18 protein-coding genes are annotated in these 16,950 nt (G+C 58.3%); 2 read left to right on the forward strand and 16 right to left on the reverse strand.

Features of this window, described 5'->3' with window-relative positions:
* Positions 1–48 precede the first annotated feature (48 nt).
* Positions 49–891 (forward strand): ATP-binding protein, encoded by an 843-nt coding sequence (locus ACXAEW_RS12700; protein WP_474941664.1) that lies wholly within the window; start codon positions 49–51, stop codon positions 889–891.
* A gap of 157 nt (positions 892–1,048) precedes the next feature.
* On the opposite strand, the gene ACXAEW_RS12705 is transcribed toward ACXAEW_RS12700, so the two are convergent.
* The 16 genes from ACXAEW_RS12705 to alr all read right to left on the reverse strand — a co-directional run bounded on the left by ACXAEW_RS12705 (position 1,049) and on the right by alr (position 15,979).
* On the reverse strand, positions 1,049–1,414 hold the full coding sequence (locus ACXAEW_RS12705; protein ID WP_474941665.1) for a hypothetical protein: 366 nt from the start codon (positions 1,412–1,414) through the stop codon (positions 1,049–1,051).
* Between the two features lie 117 nt (positions 1,415–1,531).
* Positions 1,532–2,758 carry a peptidoglycan DD-metalloendopeptidase family protein gene (locus ACXAEW_RS12710; protein WP_474941666.1) on the reverse strand — a complete coding sequence of 409 codons (1,227 nt, stop codon included), beginning with the start codon at positions 2,756–2,758 and terminating at the stop codon, positions 1,532–1,534.
* A gap of 128 nt (positions 2,759–2,886) precedes the next feature.
* Complete coding sequence (locus tag ACXAEW_RS12715) at positions 2,887–3,537, reverse strand: protein-L-isoaspartate(D-aspartate) O-methyltransferase (RefSeq protein ID WP_474941667.1); 651 nt, start codon at positions 3,535–3,537, stop codon at positions 2,887–2,889.
* Positions 3,534–4,316, reverse strand: coding sequence for a 5'/3'-nucleotidase SurE (surE, locus tag ACXAEW_RS12720; RefSeq protein ID WP_474941668.1), 783 nt, complete (start codon positions 4,314–4,316; stop codon positions 3,534–3,536). Before surE ends, ACXAEW_RS12715 begins: the two co-directional genes overlap by 4 nt.
* Before the next feature lie 343 nt (positions 4,317–4,659).
* Positions 4,660–5,307, reverse strand: coding sequence for an SDR family NAD(P)-dependent oxidoreductase (locus ACXAEW_RS12725; protein WP_474941669.1), 648 nt, complete (start codon positions 5,305–5,307; stop codon positions 4,660–4,662).
* A gap of 56 nt (positions 5,308–5,363) precedes the next feature.
* Entirely contained in the window at positions 5,364–5,684 is a 321-nt protein-coding gene (locus tag ACXAEW_RS12730; RefSeq protein WP_474941670.1) for a hypothetical protein, read from the reverse strand.
* Positions 5,685–5,894: 210 nt separating this feature from the next.
* Positions 5,895–6,458, reverse strand: a complete 564-nt coding sequence (locus ACXAEW_RS12735; RefSeq protein ID WP_474941671.1) for a DUF2199 domain-containing protein — start codon at positions 6,456–6,458, stop codon at positions 5,895–5,897.
* Between the two features lie 145 nt (positions 6,459–6,603).
* A complete protein-coding gene (purF, locus tag ACXAEW_RS12740) occupies positions 6,604–8,124 on the reverse strand; it encodes an amidophosphoribosyltransferase (RefSeq protein WP_474941672.1) in 1,521 nt (506 codons plus the stop codon).
* Between the two features lie 407 nt (positions 8,125–8,531).
* A complete protein-coding gene (locus ACXAEW_RS12745) occupies positions 8,532–9,233 on the reverse strand; it encodes a Hint domain-containing protein (RefSeq protein ID WP_474941673.1) in 702 nt (233 codons plus the stop codon).
* 363 nt (positions 9,234–9,596) lie between these two features.
* On the reverse strand, positions 9,597–10,151 hold the full coding sequence (locus tag ACXAEW_RS12750) for a CvpA family protein (protein WP_474941674.1): 555 nt from the start codon (positions 10,149–10,151) through the stop codon (positions 9,597–9,599).
* A 38-nt stretch (positions 10,152–10,189) separates the two neighbouring features.
* A complete protein-coding gene (gene radA / locus ACXAEW_RS12755; RefSeq protein WP_474941675.1) occupies positions 10,190–11,554 on the reverse strand; it encodes a DNA repair protein RadA in 1,365 nt (454 codons plus the stop codon).
* A 191-nt stretch (positions 11,555–11,745) separates the two neighbouring features.
* A complete protein-coding gene (locus tag ACXAEW_RS12760) occupies positions 11,746–12,198 on the reverse strand; it encodes a paraquat-inducible protein A (protein WP_474941676.1) in 453 nt (150 codons plus the stop codon).
* Positions 12,199–12,752: 554 nt separating this feature from the next.
* Positions 12,753–13,388: a hypothetical protein gene (locus tag ACXAEW_RS12765; RefSeq protein ID WP_474941677.1), complete on the reverse strand. Its 636-nt coding sequence runs from the start codon at positions 13,386–13,388 to the stop codon at positions 12,753–12,755.
* Between the two features lie 21 nt (positions 13,389–13,409).
* Complete coding sequence (locus tag ACXAEW_RS12770) at positions 13,410–14,156, reverse strand: ABC transporter ATP-binding protein (RefSeq protein WP_474941678.1); 747 nt, start codon at positions 14,154–14,156, stop codon at positions 13,410–13,412.
* The gene (locus ACXAEW_RS12775; RefSeq protein ID WP_474941679.1) at positions 14,153–14,935 is read right to left on the reverse strand and encodes an MlaE family ABC transporter permease; all 783 of its coding nucleotides are present in this window, start codon (positions 14,933–14,935) and stop codon (positions 14,153–14,155) included. Before ACXAEW_RS12775 ends, ACXAEW_RS12770 begins: the two co-directional genes overlap by 4 nt.
* A 6-nt stretch (positions 14,936–14,941) precedes the next feature.
* On the reverse strand, positions 14,942–15,979 hold the full coding sequence (gene alr, locus ACXAEW_RS12780) for an alanine racemase (RefSeq protein ID WP_474941680.1): 1,038 nt from the start codon (positions 15,977–15,979) through the stop codon (positions 14,942–14,944).
* A 223-nt stretch (positions 15,980–16,202) separates the two neighbouring features.
* On the opposite strand from alr, the gene ACXAEW_RS12785 reads away from it, so the two are divergent.
* Entirely contained in the window at positions 16,203–16,919 is a 717-nt protein-coding gene (locus tag ACXAEW_RS12785; RefSeq protein ID WP_474941681.1) for a hypothetical protein, read from the forward strand.
* The last annotated feature ends 31 nt before the right edge of the window (positions 16,920–16,950 follow it).

Consider the following 16,950-nt stretch of genomic DNA (forward strand, 5'->3'; position numbering starts at 1 on the left):
CCGCTGAACATGGTTTTAAATTGGTCAATTGCACAAAGGACAGACCCGATGGATGAAGCTACATTGGCCCGAATTGCAGATGCGTTGGAGCGGATGTCACCCGCACCGCTGGCGGCCCCTGATTTTACGGCGGCTTCGGCCTTTGTCTGGCACGTTGTCCCGGATCGCCTGTCGCCGGTGCCTGAGGTCAACCGGATTGCACTGGACCTTCTGGTAGGGATCGACCGGGCGCGTGACACGCTCTTGGACAACACCCGCCGCTTTGCCCAGGGGTATGGAGCCAATAACGCGCTTTTGTGGGGCGCACGTGGCATGGGAAAATCCTCGCTGGTGAAGGCGGTACACGGCCATCTTACAGCGGATCACCCAAACCTCAAACTGGTGGAACTCCAACGAGAGGATCTGCCCTCGGTGGCCCGTCTGTTGAACCACCTGCGCGGCAGTGATTGCCGCTTTATCCTCTATTGTGACGACCTGTCGTTCAGCCACGATGACCAGCATTACAAAAGCCTCAAGGCGGTTCTGGACGGCGGTGTCGAAGGCCGGCCTGACAATGTGGTGTTCTACGCCACCTCCAACCGTCGCCACCTGATGCCGCGTGATATGATCGAAAACGAACGCTCCAGCGCCATCAACCCCTCTGAAGCGGTCGAAGAAAAAGTCTCCCTCTCGGACCGTTTTGGCCTCTGGCTGGGTTTTCATCCTTGTGATCAGGACGAATACCTGTCGATGATCCAGGGCTATTGCAGCGCCTATGGCGTTGAAATTTCGGGCGAAGACCTGCGCGCCGAGGCCATCGAATGGCAAGCCACCCGCGGCAGCCGCTCAGGCCGCGTGGCCTGGCAGTTCTTCACAGATCTGGCAGGACGACATGGTGTGGCATTAACCTAGGCAATGCCGCCGAGCAGGTACAGATCCGGGTTGCGTCCGCCGGATCTCCCGCACGCACCTCCGACCGAGCATCAAAAAGCGCCGAGAGAGAGGGGGGCGGGACGAAGCGCCATTTTGCTGCTACTGCGCCAATGGCGGCTTTTCAATCGCAAACCAGTTAAAGAGCCGCTCCACATTGCCCATCAGAAATTGCGTAGGTTTCCAAGACATAGCGCCCTGCCGCACCCCCTGAAACGATGCGTACAGCAATGAAGTTTGGATCTTCGATACCCATTTGTTGCTGTACGAATGGAATGACAGATGGCGCATAGTGATTGCAAAGAGCCAAAAGGAGATCATCCAAGTTTTCTTTACCGAACAATCCGTTAGGAACTGGATCGGGTTGGATGCGCATCTCTATTCCCTCACCGTGAAAGGAATGGGACAAGACTCCGGTATCGACCAATTGCCATTGTACATCTTGTGCTGAGACGGGCTGCGCCGCAGACAAAAAGAAACTTGCGAGTATGGTACAACGTTTCATGTGGGAACTTACCTTGTATATCTCTGCTTCGCTTCAAACGGACACTTGCGCACGGTGCAGCATCGGTCAAGTTGGGCTCAGAGCCGACTTTACGAACACCGGGTCTGGACCGCCTGATCAGTTCAGATACGGCAGAGGGTCCACGCTGTCGAAACCGTTGCGGACTTCGAAATGCACGTAGGGGTTTGCCTCTTCGCGCAGGGCTGCAATGGATTGACCGCGTCGCACGGTATCGCCCTTGTTCACCTCGATCTTGTCCACATTGGCATAAACGGTCAGAACCTTGGGATTGTGGCGGACCACGATAATCGGGATGCCGTTGGAATCCTTGGTGATTGCCGCAACTGTGCCTGCGTCGGCGGCGCGGACCGTGGCACCGGCAGGGCCCGAAATATCAATGCCGTCGTTCTTACCCTTGTTGTAGGTGCGAATGATCTTGCCGCGCACCGGGTAGACCATGGCCGAATCCGCCTTCTGGGTCGGCTCGGGCACTTTGACCTCGGGAACGATCTCCGGCTTTACGGCGGCCGGTTCGATCTTTTCCTGGGGCAAGGGTTTGGTCGAACTTGGAGGGGTAGGGGTTGCAGTGCCCTCGCCCGGAGCGGTGACGACCGGCACCTCTGGCTGTTCTTCGCGCTTGGGGGCGGCCTGGTTTTTGACCGGGATCAACAGATGCTGCCCTTCGCGGATTGCAAAATTGCTGCCCAGACCATTCCATTCCGCTAGGGATTTCACCGGCACCTGATAGAGGCGCGAGATGGTAAAGGCGGTCTCGCCGCGCTCCACCTTGTGGCGAATGGGTTCCGGGCCGTTCTGCACCGTCGGAGCCTGAGGGGCGCTTTGGGTTGGTTGCAGGGTCGTCGGCGTCGCAGATCCCGGGTTCGAAGAGGCCAGCGGCGCGGTGTCGATCGCCTGGCCCGCCAGGGCTGCAATATCGACGCCACCGGGGGCAATCGTTTCGGATTGGGGAACCACATCGGGGGCGCGGCGGGGGAGGGCGATGATCTCACCCTTGCGCAATGTGTCGGTGGGTTGCATCCCGTTGTAGCGTGCCAGCTCAGAGGCGGGCAGCCCAATGCGATTTGCCACATCGGCCAGCGTATCGCCACGTTGGGCCACGGCCACCTGATAGGACGGATAGCTGATCAGCCCGCGCGCATCTGCGGCCGGGCGGCTGGTGGTGGCGTTCTGGGCGGCAGGGCTGGTCGAAAACCCACCCACACGTCCGCGCAGATCATAATCCAAAGGGGAGCCGTCACAGGCGGCCAGCCCCACCACCAGAGCAAGGGCGGACCCCATGCGCAGTCCTGCGCGTCGCGGGCAACGTGGGATGGTCACGGTCATCTTTGCTCTCCTCATATCCCGGTGCGATCAAAACAAGGGTCACACCGGTTTACTGGTCCATCTCTTGCGCGTCACATCCGGGCTGTTGCACTGTGCCCTATGACATCTGGATGGTATACATCAATTCATTAGGTCTCTTTGCCCAGTCCCTCAAGCAAAGGAACAAAGCGAACAGAGCGTAATTCGTCATATTTCAGCCCATCGGCGGTTTTATGCACACGAATAAGCGATTGAACATGGTCGGATTGCCCAACAGGCAGGACCATTATGCCGCCAACCTTCAGCTGCGCCAACAGCGGACCCGGCGGATCTTCGGCGGCGGCGGTCACAATTATACGATCAAAGGGGGCCTGTTCGGGCATCCCGTGCGACCCATCCCCCACCATGGAGGTGAGGTTTGAGATTGAAAGCCGGTCCAGTACCTCACGGGCTTCGCGCACCAGCCGGGCGTGACGGTCGATGGTGTAGACCCGGCGTGCCAGCCGCGCGAGGATCGCCGCCTGATAGCCCGACCCGGTCCCCACTTCCAGGACCGTGTCCCGCGGCGACAGTTGCAGCGCCTGCGTCATGATCCCAACCACCGACGGCTGAGAGATGGTCTGCCCGCAGGAGATCGGCAATGGCATATCCGCATAGGCGCGTTCGGCAAAAAGGCCGCGCACAAAAAGACCCCGGTCGATTGCTTCCATCGCTTCCAGTACGGGCTGGTCGGTCACGCCTTTGGAGCGGAGCGCAAACAGGAACTGCATCTTGGTTTCGGGATCTGGACCTTGGGTCATGCTTCGGACTTCAGCGCCTCCAGAACATCATGGGCGGTCAGATCCGCACGCATCGGGGTGATTGAGACATAGCCGTCCAGATTTGAGGCCGCATCACTGCCCGCAGCTGTCGCTGCGCGCTGATCACCGCCTTTGATCCAGGTGTAATGACGCCCGTTGGGGGAGATGGAATTTTCAGCGCTGAACCCCGTGCCCTGACGCAGACCCTGGGGCGCAAAGCGCAGCCCCTTGACGGCGTCGGCCGGAACCGGGGGGAAGTTAATATTGTAAAACAGCTGATAGGCGCTGTTGTTTTGCGGCGCAGCGGCCAGAACCTTTTGAATGGCGCGTACCCCATGGGCTGCGGCGGCTTCAAACGGGTTGGCAAGGTCCTTGTTGTCGGGACCAAAATACTGTGACAGGGCAAAAGAGGGCACGCCCTGCAGAGCCCCTTCCATCGCAGCGCCCAAGGTCCCGGAATACAGCGCGTTTTCGGCGGAGTTGTTACCGCGATTGACGCCGGAGAGGATCAGATCAGGCAGGCAGCCGCCCAGGACATTATGGATGCCAGCCAGCACACAATCCGCCGGAGATCCCTCGGCGGCAAAGCGGCGGGGGGCCAGTTCGGAAATCATAAAAGGGTGGGTGTAGCTGATGCAATGGCCAACCCCCGACTGTTCAAAGGCAGGGGCCACGGTCCAGACCTCGCCGCCGTCCTGAGCCAGGGTTTGGGCTATTTCCGCAAGGGTTTGCAGCCCCTGTGCGTTGATGCCGTCGTCGTTGGTAATCAGAATGCGCATGCCATGTCCCAAGATCATCTGTTGCCAAACTGAATATGGCCTGCGCTGCAAGGGGGCAAGGGTTTGCGTGGGGCTGATCGGTGGAAAGCACGGTGATCTTTGGGGAGGAGCTGGATTGCAGAGCGCTTTAGACGGGGGGCGTTCTGTTCGCAGCTCCCGGTCGCTGCCCGGTTCTCCCCTGATTTGGTCCTAGTTCAGGTCCCGGCCAGTGGGACCACGGGCGGCTCCCGCGCGAAGAGATCCGCATCCAAGATGCGCAGCCTTCCCTTGGGCCGGGCGCCGCGTGTTCCACGCGGCGCGGTTGCGCGAGCCGCGCCGGTTTGTTCGACCAAAAACGGGGAGCTTAGTCTGCGAGGATCTGAGGCAGCAGGCGTTCGGCTTCGGATTGTGGTGTGGCCAGCGCGTCCCGGTCTTCGCCCGGGAAGAAGCGGGCGCGCAGAGCGGTTGACATGGGCGCAGGTGCCAGGATCTTGATCTTTGGGCCGATGCGCTCACCTTCGGTCTGCCAGCTGCGGGCCAGCGCCATCTGCGCCGCCTTGGTTGCACCATAGGTGCCAAAGAATTTCTCTCCGGCGCGGGGATCGTCAAAGAACACCGCCTGACCGGATTGTCCCAACAGCGGTGCCACATAGGGGATCAGAATCGAGGTTGCCGTTGCATTTATCGCAAGGCTTTTGTCCCAATCCTTGGTCGCCACGAAATTTGCCGGGCTGAGCGGAGCGGCATGAATGGCGGTATGGACCCAAAGATCCAGACGCCCCCAACGGTCATGGATCCCACGGCAGAGCGTCGCCATCGCCTCTGGTACCGTGATATCCATCGGCGCAAGCGTTGCAGTTCCGCCTTTGGCCTGGATCCTGTCGTCCAGCTCTTCCAATGCGCCGGTGGTGCGACCGACTGCAAGAATGTGATGAGTGGGGGCAAGCGCCTCGGCCAAGGCTGCCCCGAGGCCGCGTGAGGCGCCGGTGATCAAAGCGAGTTTCTGTGTCATGTCGCTTTCTTGGGGTGCGCGGGCGAGAGGGTCAAGGGGCAGAGTGACGGGTGCGACTAACCGCCGGGAATTTCCAGCCGTTGGCTGCGGGCGCCGCGTTGCAAAACCAGCCCGCGCTCATCAATCGCCACCACCTGCGCTGAAGCCAGACGGCTGCCGGTTTTGATCCGCCGGATCCGCCCGCCGGATGTGCGTACCAAGGCCTCGGGCGCCGATGCAGAGCCAAAAATTCCCAAGACAACCGTGCCCCCATGGGGCAGGGCGTTTTCCTGGGTTGCAGCCTGCGCCACCATGTCCGGGGTGTCTTCTGCCTGTGTCTCGGCCTTAGATTGGGTCTGTGTCTCGGCCTTAGATTGGGCCTGTGTTTGTGAGACCATAGAGTCTGTGCCTGTTCCTAATGAGGGGTCTGAACCCTCGGCATGCCGAGGATCGGGCGCATCTATCAACGGTCTCGGGTAACCAAAAGGTCTGGACAAAAAACCTGCAGATCCTCGCTGAAACCCCTGCAAGGAAGCGGCGGGAAGGCGCGCATCAGTACCAAAACGGCCAAGGGCAGGCCTTGAAACCAACGACCTGCGTGCAGTTAATCAGGCATCATAGAGGAGCGAGGGAAGGTCATGCCCATAGGCATAAAGCAGCTCCAGCAGCTCCTCGAACTCCATCCCACGCGATTGTAGCGCATAAAGCGAATGTGAGGTCTCCATCACATCCAGGTCGGGATACTGACCATCCTCGCGCGGGCGAATGCGGGCCGCTGGCGGCTGGCTTTCGTGCTGGGGGATTGCATTTGCCAGCCAGGCCGGTCGGGGGCCCATCGTGTCAGCTTCCTGCATGTCCACCAGTTCAAGATACGTGTGAAAATCATCCTCTGACACGCTGGCCCAGGTGCCCAGAATGAACTCAGCGCCGCCGGAACAATTGATCGGCAAGGCCAAAACCGCGCGCAGGAAATGCAAATCGCCCAGACGGCAGAAATCTTCGGTCAGCACATCGCCTGTCTCTGTCAGGATCGCCGAATTGTCCTGCACCACCAGGTCATCGCCACAGATGTCAGGCCGGTCACAGGACAGGCTGAGCAATTGGGCAAATGTCGCGCCACAACATTTGCACGTACGGTGCGACGTCAAAAGCCGTGCGAAATGCGGATCCAAATGGTGTTCCCGTGCTGTCAGGTGGCAAAAGAAAAAGACGCTGATGCGAAGACCAGCGTCTTTGGTGAACTGATGTGAGCGGCGTCATACTCTGCAATGGGACAGAGTTCAAACCCTAGTTTGAGACGTGCCCTTGATCGTACCCCTAGCTTGAGGCCAACTGCGCCTTGTTCCAGGAGCTGCCGGCTTCGGGCATGTCCTTGATCTTGTCGCTGACACGGCTGCTGTTTTCCAGCGCGTCCAGATACTCCTGGGTGACACCGGTGACGTATTTGCCATCAAAGCAGGAACAGTCGAAAGTCTCGATCTCGGTGTTGCCTTCCTTGGCGGCCCAGACCAGATCCTCGAGATTTTGATAGAACAATCCATCAACACCCAGCTCTTCGCGGATCTCTTCGATGCTGAGGCCATTGGCGATCAGCTCGTGTTTGGTTGGCATATCAATGCCGTAGACGTTCGGGTATTTCACCGGCGGCGAGGCAGAGGCCACATAGACCCGTTTCGCCCCGGCTTCGCGGCACATTTCCACGATCTTCTTGATGGTGGTGCCACGCACGATGGAATCGTCGATCAACAGGACGTTCAGCCCTTTGAACTCCAGCGGGATCGCATTCAGCTTGCGGCGTACGGATTTCTTACGCTGCTGCTGGCCCGGCATGATGAAGGTCCGACCAACATAGCGGTTTTTGACCAGACCCTCGCGGTAGCGGATGCCGGTGGAATTGGCCACTTCCAGGGCCACGGGGCGGGCCGAATCCGGCACCGGGATGATGCTGTCGATCTCAAGGTTGGCATCCTTGATCTGCTTGGCCAAAGCCTGACCCATTCGCAGCTGAGTCTTATAGACAGAGACGCCGTCCAGCATGGTGTCGGGGCGGGCCAGATAGACGTATTCAAAGATACAGGGGGTGAGCTTGCCTTCGACGGCCTGATGGCAATGCATATTACCGTCCAGATCGATCAGGATTGCCTCACCCGGTTTGACGTCGCGGATCTTCTCGAACCCGTTGATGCCAAAGGCCACATCTTCGGAGGCAAAGGCATAATCATCACCGTCTCCCTGGGCTGGACGTTTGGCCACCGACAAGGGGCGGATGCCGTTTGGATCGCGGAAGGCCAGCATGCCGACACCGGCAATCATGCAGATCACGGAATAGGCGCCCTGCACCCGCTCCATGGTCATCTTTACACCGGCAAAGATATTACGAACCGGCTCGGCGTTGCCGTTCACCTTCATTGCGTCGGCGACTTTGTCAGCCAGAACGTTCAGCAGGATTTCGGAATCCGAAGTGGTGCGCAGATGGCGGCTGTATTTTGCGGTCACCTTCTCGCGCTGTTCAGCGGTATTGGTGATATTGCCGTTGTGGACCAGATAGATGCCATAAGGCGCGTTCACAAAGAACGGCTGCGCTTCTGCCGCGCTGAGCGACCCGGCGGTGGGGTAGCGTACATGCCCCATGCCAATCTTGCCTACCAGCGTTTCCGCGTTTTCCGGACCAAAGACGTCCTTGACCAGACCGTTCTCTTTCCGCTCGCGGAAGAACTCACCGTTATAGGTCACAATGCCGGATGCATCCTGACCGCGATGCTGCAGCATCAGCAGGCCGTCATAGATCTCCGCGAAGACATCTGAGTCCCGGTTTGCGATTCCCAAAATCCCGCACATAGAATGGCTCCATTTCCACTTAGGCGTTGCTGTGTGTATGTTCCCGGTTTCGCCACCATCACTGAACCAGGGCGCACGTCACGACGGGCGCTTACCGGATCGCGGCTCATAAGTTCAAGCCTGTAGTTGCGAAACTGTCTGTTCGATCTGCACCAAAGGCATCAAACCCGCGGTATGCTTTGACCGTTGCACAAACGGCAAAAGGGCAGGCGGGTCGCTGCGGCATCATCAAGATGTTGGCTCCGAATCCGATTCAGGGGGTCTTGCCTCCACATAGAACGATTGACGCCCGCTGTCATCAAAGGATCACAATTAAAGCAAAGGCCCGAACCGGGTTCTTCCGGTCGAGCCTTCCAAAACGCCACATTTTGCCAAGTCGCGTGAAATTCGGGATTTTGTTTCCCGGCTCAGGCCGCAAGCCGGGTCGGAGCCAGAGTGTTCAGCTGTTGCAGCCAGGTTGGCAGGGTATTTGTTTGTGTGGCCGCTGACACGATTTCGGAAACTTCTGGCAGGCTGCGGTCTTGGCTGGAGGCCACCAGCGCGCGGGTTTCTTCCAGAGACAGCAGCCAGAAGGCTTCTGCCGCGCCTTCCTCATCTGCCACATGCAAAAGCATGCCACATTCGCTCCAGATCAGTTCTTCCTCGGCAAAGGTGATATGGATCTTGGCCAGACGCTGCGGCATGGCCGGGGTAATGCCCTTGTATCCTGCCAGTGAAACCAGCTTGGCCAGAACAACCGGCACGTCAAACAACTCCTCAGCTGTCGCTTCGTCCAGCGCGATGATCTGATCAGCGGGCAAATTCATATCGCGGTCATTGCCCAGGGCACCTGCCGGCACATGCATCATCGAGGTCAGACGCGGCACGGAGTGTTTAACGGTAATTACTTCCTGACAGCCGCCGTCATAGGTGAAAACCATGTCACCGGCTTTTAACTGTCGCGCCTGAACAAAGCCGTTTTCCGTCTCGACTTGCATATGGGGCAACAGACCACCGCTGCGGGGACGAACCGGGCTGCGCGACAGGGCGCCAAAACGGGTGGAGGGCATATCTGCTGCGAAATCAACCGGTTGGAAGTCCGCGAAAGCGCTGAAATGATCCAGAAACATGTGATGCCCCTCGTGCCTGTTCTTGTGTTGATCCTATGTGGCTGGGGAATTGGGCCGAAAATGGGGCAAGCTTTGGGCTAAAATAGAAATTGTTCCGTTTTGTGTGAAAATGTCGTGATTTTCACTGGTTTTGTTAACCTTTGACGGGTTGTTGCGTGGATTTCTTAACCAGATTTGCCAAAAACCTATTGGGGATAACGTGAAGAGTGATTCCTGATTCTCATTTATTAACAAAAGGTTAATGCCTTTCCGGTGGGTTAATTATGGTTAACGTCCAGTGTGGGTAACTCTGTGGGCTGCGTTGATAAAACAAAAAGGGCACCCGATGGGTGCCCATAATTTCCGGTCAAGACAGGTGGAGCGTTACTGCTCGCAGTGCGACATCAGGGTTTCATATTTGGATGTCACCCATCCCAATGCTTCCTCGGGGTTGCGGTCCTCGATCTTGCCGATCAGGCGCTCAAACACCACGGCCGATCGGCTGTCGTCCACCATTGCAAAACTCTGCCCGGTCATCACCACATTATAAAGGAAGAAGGCGATGGCCACCAATAGGATGCCGCGCAAGACACCAAAGAAGAAGCCGATGCCCTGATCCACTCCCCCAAGGGCCGACCGCTGCACCAGGCTCGAGAACAGCGGGGTAAAGAAGGACACGATAATCAGAGCAATTGCCAGCACCCCAAAGAAGGCGGCAATCAAGGCCAGTTCGCAGCTGTCGGCCAGAAACTCTCCAACTACGGGGATCTCTGCCATCAGCGGCTCGGCCTGGGGGGCAAAGATAAAGGCGAGGATCGCCGCCGCGATCCAGCCCGCAATGGCCATGGCCTCGCGCACAAAGCCGCGCGAATAGGCAAGCAAAGCTGAAATTACAATAACCAGGGCCACGACCCCGTCGACTATGGTGAAATCTTCCATGTCCCTCGCCTGTTCTTACGCGATTGATTTTTGCGGCTCTATCCAGCCCCGAAATATTCGCCGACAAAACCAGCCAGATCAGAGGTCTTCCTGAAAGTCAGACCCTCCACCGAAACTGATTTGCCGCCGCTTGGAGCTATGCTTGCGGTGAAACCAAGTTTTTGCGCCTCTTTCAACCGGTTTTCGGTCTGAGGAGCCGGTCGAAGGGCACCAGACAGGGAAATTTCTCCGAAAATAACAGTATCCGCAGGTAAGGACACATCTTCGCGAGCACTAAGCAAGGCTGCAGCCACCGCAAGATCGGCGGCGGGTTCCTGAATTTTCATGCCACCTGCCACATTCAAATAGACATCCAATCCGGCAAAGGGGATGCCGCAGCGGGCTTCCAGAACCGCCAGTATCATCGCAAGGCGGGCGTTGTCCCAGCCAACCACGGCGCGGCGGGGTTGCGAATGCGGCGACGGCGCGACGAGGGCCTGCATCTCCACCAGAACGGGCCGGGTGCCCTCGATGCCGGCAAACACCACGGATCCCGGTGCCGGTTCGCCGCGTTCGGACAAAAACAGCGCTGAGGGGTTGGTGACCTCAGAAAGACCCTGGCCGGTCATTTCAAAGACGCCGATCTCATCCGCCGGACCAAACCGGTTTTTGACAGCACGCAGGATGCGGAACTGGTGACCACGCTCGCCTTCGAAATATAAGACCGTATCGACCATATGCTCGACCACGCGGGGGCCTGCAATCTGGCCTTCCTTTGTGACATGGCCAACCATCACAACCGAGATTCCATTGCGTTTGGCAAAACTTGTCAGCTCATGTGCGACCGCGCGCACCTGAGAAACAGAGCCCGGGGCGCTGTCGACATTGTCCACCCACATGGTTTGGATCGAATCGATGATCACCAGTTGGGGCGCTTCCTGTTCGAGCGTGGTCAGAATATCGCGCAGGTTGGTTTCCGCAGCCAGCTTCACCGGAGCCTTGGCCAAACCCAGCCGTTGAGCGCGCATACGGACCTGAGCCGAGGCCTCCTCGCCGCTGACGTAAATCGTCTTGAGCCCGCTATGTGCAAATTGCGCGGCAGCTTGCAACAACAGCGTGGATTTGCCGATGCCGGGATCGCCGCCCACCAGAATGGCTGAGGCTGCGACCAAGCCGCCCCCCAAAACGCGATCCAGTTCGCCAACTCCACAGACCGCGCGCGGGGGAGGGGTTTCATGGGCGGCCAGATCGGTAAGAGTGATTGCACGGCCGCGTTTTGCGCCCAGAGATTTCTTGGCCGGGCCACCGGCGGCCAGCCCTTTGTCTTCGCTAATCGTATTCCATTCACCACAGGCCTCACAGCGACCGGACCATTTGGAGAAGGAGGCTCCACAGGCGGAGCAAGAAAAAGAAGTCTTTGCCATGATCTCTGTTTGCCTGATGTTCAGGTTTTGTTCAAGAGGCGAAGGCTCCCGCCAGTCATACGATCATCAACAGATGATCTTTTCCTGTTGGGCCCGGCGCCGCTGACGCGGCGCGGTTGTGACAGTATCCCATTTCATCTTTTCAAAAATACTTCGGGGGTGAGGGCTTAAGCCCGAGGGGGCAGAGCCCCCTATTGAGACGTCTGCGCAAGCGGGGGGAATTTTGCAGTTAAGAGCGACAGGGCCATCGACAGGAGGATGCAGGAGCTGAAGAGATAGAGCCCCCAAGCGGTTTCAATGGTGCCGAGGCCAATGCCTTTTGACAGGGTGATATAGAGCGCAATCAGGAAGATGTCTGCCATTGCCAGTTTGCCCAGCACATCAAGCACGGGCAGGGCGCGGCGGTCCAGAAGGTGCCATTGAACCAGAGCAAGGCCGATGGTTTTTACATAGGGTGCAAAAAGCGCAAAGAGGGTAACGACAAGGGCGAGGAAGATGTCCTTGCTCCACAGAGATTGCAACCCGGTCATCACGCTGATTTCTGAGAGGCCGAACACGGGCAAAAGCCCCGCGCGCATCAGAGGTGCGAACCAGGCGACCGGATAGAGGATCAGCAGGGAGAGGGTTGCAAGGCGCAGGATCATGAGGGTGCATCTATCATTAGATAACTGTGGGTGCAAAACGCTTTGGTGAAAATTTGGGTACACCGTTTGGCCCAATCAACCCTTAGGGTGGGCGTCGGGGGAGATTTGATGCGGGGCGCTGTGGAGCCTGCCAAGGTGATTTAAGTATTTGAAAAAAGATGAAAGCAGGCTGTAGTGGGCAAAAGAAGGGTGGCGGCCGCCGGGGGCGGAGGGCCGGGGTGGGGATCTCTCCCCATTCAGAGCGCTCGGAATGTTGCGCGGGGCTGGCACCTGATCACGGGGGCTTTAATCCCGGTCAAAAGGTGGTTTGAGGTCCCGTGCGGTCTCCCGTATCTCCTGAGGTCTTCCTGTGCCCCGGGTGTGCCAGACCCAAGGCGGGTGTTCGAACATTTGCGAGTTTAGCCGGGCGCAGTTAATCGAGTGCAACGGGGGCGTACGGTGGATGTGCAACAGTGAGGACCGGCTCCCGCAGGGATAAACTGTCCGGGGGACAGTTTAAGGTCCGAACGGGCGGAGCCCCAGACCGGTTAAACGTTTGGTCAGAACGAAACAGACTATTCTTCTGCTTTTGAATTTTCCGGTGGGGGTAACTGCGGTAGTTCTTCCGGTACCGGAATTTGCTCGTACTCTTTTGAACTTGATCGTGCTATGCTCGCGACCTCGTTCATTCGGTCCGTTAAAGGTTTAATATCGGTCCCGAACTTTCCTAGAGTTTCACCAACATCAGAGACGCCTGACCGCACAACGTCCAAAAGTCCTTTGGGTTGTTCAACTTGGTGCTCAATACCGGCAATTCGATTGAGAAGGCGGCGCTTGTGAGGCTGGTCGAAGACTTCTGTTGCCAGTACAATTTTGCGCATCTGGGTGCAGAGTTCGAGCACGCGGGCTTTATCCTCTTTTTCCAGTTGGAACTTGGGAACCAACTCGTCCGCACCTGTTTCTCTGCTCGTTGTCTCGCTATTTAAATCATTTAACCCCTCTAATAGTCCGAGGAGTTTTTCCATCTCTTTGATCGCCCCGATGTAGTCACCCTCTGAAACGAAGCCGTCGTAAGCCTCTACAACACTATACACTCCGGTCTGAAAGTGCTCAGCGAACCCAGAAGCATTAGTTTTAATTCTGTAAATTAGACGGTTATCGATCTGATCGAGTTTGATGCAGTTTTCGAGTCTTCTAAGTAAATCGTCCATTCATACATCCGATTTTGTAAATTACCGCACCGCTTCAATCGGACCCTCTGCGCTGCCGGAGATGAATTGCTCCACGTAAGGGTCTCCAGATGCATCCATTTCTGCCACCGGGCCGGTCCAGCGGATTTTGCCTCCGTGGAGCATGGCGACATTGTCGGCTATCGCGCGCACTGAGGTCATGTCGTGGGTGATGGTCATGGCGGTGGCGCCCATTTCAACCACGATCTCGCGGATCAGGTCATTGATGACGCCGGACATGATCGGGTCCAGACCGGTGGTGGGCTCATCGAAGAAGATGATCTCGGGGTCGGCGGCGATGGCGCGGGCAAGGCCCACGCGTTTTTGCATGCCGCCGGAAAGCTCCGCCGGGAAACGGTCGGCGACGTCCGGTTTCAGACCCACACGGCGCAGTTTTTCAATGGCGATCTCGCGGGCCTCGTCACGCGGGCGGGCGAGGGAGCCGCGCAGCAGGCGGAAGGCCACGTTTTGCCAGACAGGCAGGGAGTCAAAGAGTGCCGCGCCCTGGAACAACATGCCAAAGCGTGCAAGGAAGGCGTCGCGGTCGGCTTTGGTCACGTCCTGACCGTCCACCAGGATCTTGCCGCTGTCGGGGGTGATGAGGCCCAGGACACATTTCAACGACACGGATTTCCCTGTGCCGGAGCCGCCGATGATTACCATGGAGGTGCCTTTTGCGATCTCAAGATCAAAGCCGCGCAGCACCTGATTGTCGCCAAAGGTTTTGTGGACGTTTTCCAGACGGATCATAGCGAGAAGAACATCCCTGTGAGTACAAAATTGGCGGCGAGGATCAGCACGGCCGCCGCCTCTACCGAGGATTTGGTGGCGCGGCCCACGCCCTGAGCGCCGCGGCCCGATTGCATGCCGTAGTAACAGCCCATCAGCGCGGCGATCACGCCGAAGGCCGCACCTTTGGTCAGGGAGGAGACAATGTCGAGCCATTCTAGGAAATCGACAGTGTTTTTCAGATAGGCCGCCGGGTTAAAGCCCAGGTTCTGTGTGGCCACCACATAGCCGCCCATGATGCCGATGATGTCGCCCACGCCCACCAGCAGCGGCACGGTCAGCAGCGCTGCCAGCACGCGGGGAGCGACGAGGTATTTCATCGGGTTGGTCGAGAGCGTCACCAGCGCGTCGATCTGCTCGGTCACTTTCATGGTGGCGATTTCGGCTGCAATGGAAGAGGTGACCCGCGCGGCGATCATCAGACCTGCAAGCACGGGGCCGAGTTCGCGCACCATACCGATGGCCACAATCTGCGGCACCACCGCTTCTGCGTTGAACCGCGCGCCACCGGAGTAGATCTGCAGGGCCAGTGCGCCACCGGTAAAGACGGCCGTAAGGCCCACAACAGGCAGCGACAGCCAGCCGATTTGCAGCAGCGCCAGCAGGAACTCACGCGGGTAATAGGGCGGGCGGATCATATGGCTGAAACTGGAGGCCGCAAAGATCGAGACGCGCCCGACCGAGGCAAGCGCATTCAGGACGGCGCGGCCGATCTGCGCGAGGAGAGCTGCTGGCGACATCGGGTTCTAGCCTTTGTAACTGCGGGCGTAGCGGTGTCCCAGCGACGTCAGGATTTCATAACCGATGGTGCCTGCGGCTTCGGCCACCACATCCACGGTCTGCGCCTCGTTGATCAGCGACAGGCTGGCGGGTACTTCGGCAATATCGGTGACATCGACGGTGATCAGATCCATGGAGACACGGCCCACCACCGGGCAGGGGGTGGCCTCTGCATAGACGTGGATGCCGCCGGATCCCATGGCGCGGATCAGCCCGTCGGCATAGCCGGCCGCCACGGTGGCAATGCGGGTGGGGCGTTTTGCGGTCCAGGTATTGCCATAGCCCACCGTTTCACCGGGGACGAGCTCGCGGGTCTGGATCACCGGAAGATCCAGTTTCACCACGGGCATGGCCTGCGCAAAGGGCATCCCGCCATAAAGGCCAATGCCCGGACGGCAGAGGTCAAAGTGATAGTCCGGTCCCAGGAGCAGCCCGCCGGTGGCTGAAAGCGACCGCGGGATTTCGATGCCATCGGTCATGTCATGGAAGGTCTTGAGCTGGTGGGCATTCATCCCATGTGACGGCTCATCCGCGCAGGCGAGATGTGACATCAAAAGAACCGGTCCCTGACCCAGAGCAATATCACGCACGGCAGCCCATTCGGGGGCCTCCATGCCAAGTCTGTTCATCCCCGTATCCAGCTGCACGCCAAATGGGTGGCCGGGCAGGCGTTCGAAATGGCGCAGCATCTGGTCGAGCGAATTCAGCATCGGAGTGAGCTGAAAATCCTGCAACAGTTTGGTGTCGCCTTCCATATGGCCGGAAAAGACCGAGATGCCGGGACCCGCTCCCAAGGCACGGCGCAGAACCACGCCTTCCTCAGCTGCTGCCACAAAGAAATTGCGCGCGCCCGCTGCGGCCAGCGCCTTGCCGACACGGGCCGCATCCAGCCCATAGCCATTCGCCTTGACCACTGCGGCGGTCTCGCAGTTGGTCTTTGCATCAAGAGACCGCCAGTTGGTGACCAGCGCGTCCAGATCAATTGTCAATTTTGCCGTACTCATGCGCCGTTCATGACATCTGCGCCGGACAGGTCAAGTGGGAAAGTTTTGCCTGCACTTAATGGGCGGGAAGTTCTCGCCCTGTTGCCGGGTAACTGTGCCAAGTTAGAACACTTAGGATCCTGGTTCCCGCGTCCCCAAAGCGTTCTTTGTGGCTGCTATTGCGTAGCGTTTGCTTGCATATGTTGTATAGGTTGCAGTAGTAAAACTCTTTCGGGAAATCACTATGAAGAACTTCCTTGCCGTTTGTTGTGTTCTGGGTGCGGCTGGCTGCGGTATTCCGCCTGTTGATACAACCTACATCAGCGCGGTTCCGGCTAGCGCGCAGAGCTTTGCCGTGGCGCAACGCGCAGTGCGGGCGTGTTCGACGGTTTCCAGCCCGGATCGGGTATTAAGCAACTTTCGTAAAGCGGGTTTTCAGGTGAGCGATACGCGGAGCCGGACCTTTGGTGGTGCCACAACCGAATTGGGGTCGATCGTCGCGCCGGATCCTACTGTCACAGTATTCTATGAAGTGGCTCAGTACGACAAACGCCAGAGTGCCGAATGCAGCGTCGGTCTAGAGGGTATGACGCCCGAACAGTCGAAACAGCTGGCGCAAATCTGGGTCAAGGCGCATGGGGCCAAATCAAATGCGGAACATGGCGACGGCTTGTCCGATCATGTATCTGGTGCGTGGCGACGCCTCTATACGGGACCCAAAAATGCGCCACCGGAAACGGCCTATATTCATCGCCTTTACATCGCCTCCTATAAGACGTGGCCCCATGGTCCCTATGCGGTGCGCAGTCATATTCCTTCGGCCGCCAAGGCGGTGTTCCCGGAAAAACCTGGAGCGGCGGTAAGGTTGAGGCAAACAAGTGAATGCCAAAATGGTCTGTTTCTGAATGCCGACAAAAACGGGCTGCTGCCCTGTTCCGCGCTGGAAGATCGGATTGAATGAGGTCACCGGCGTAGAGGCAGGGCCGTCCTCA

It is taken from the genome of Epibacterium sp. ABZ3_068, assembly GCF_056159265.1.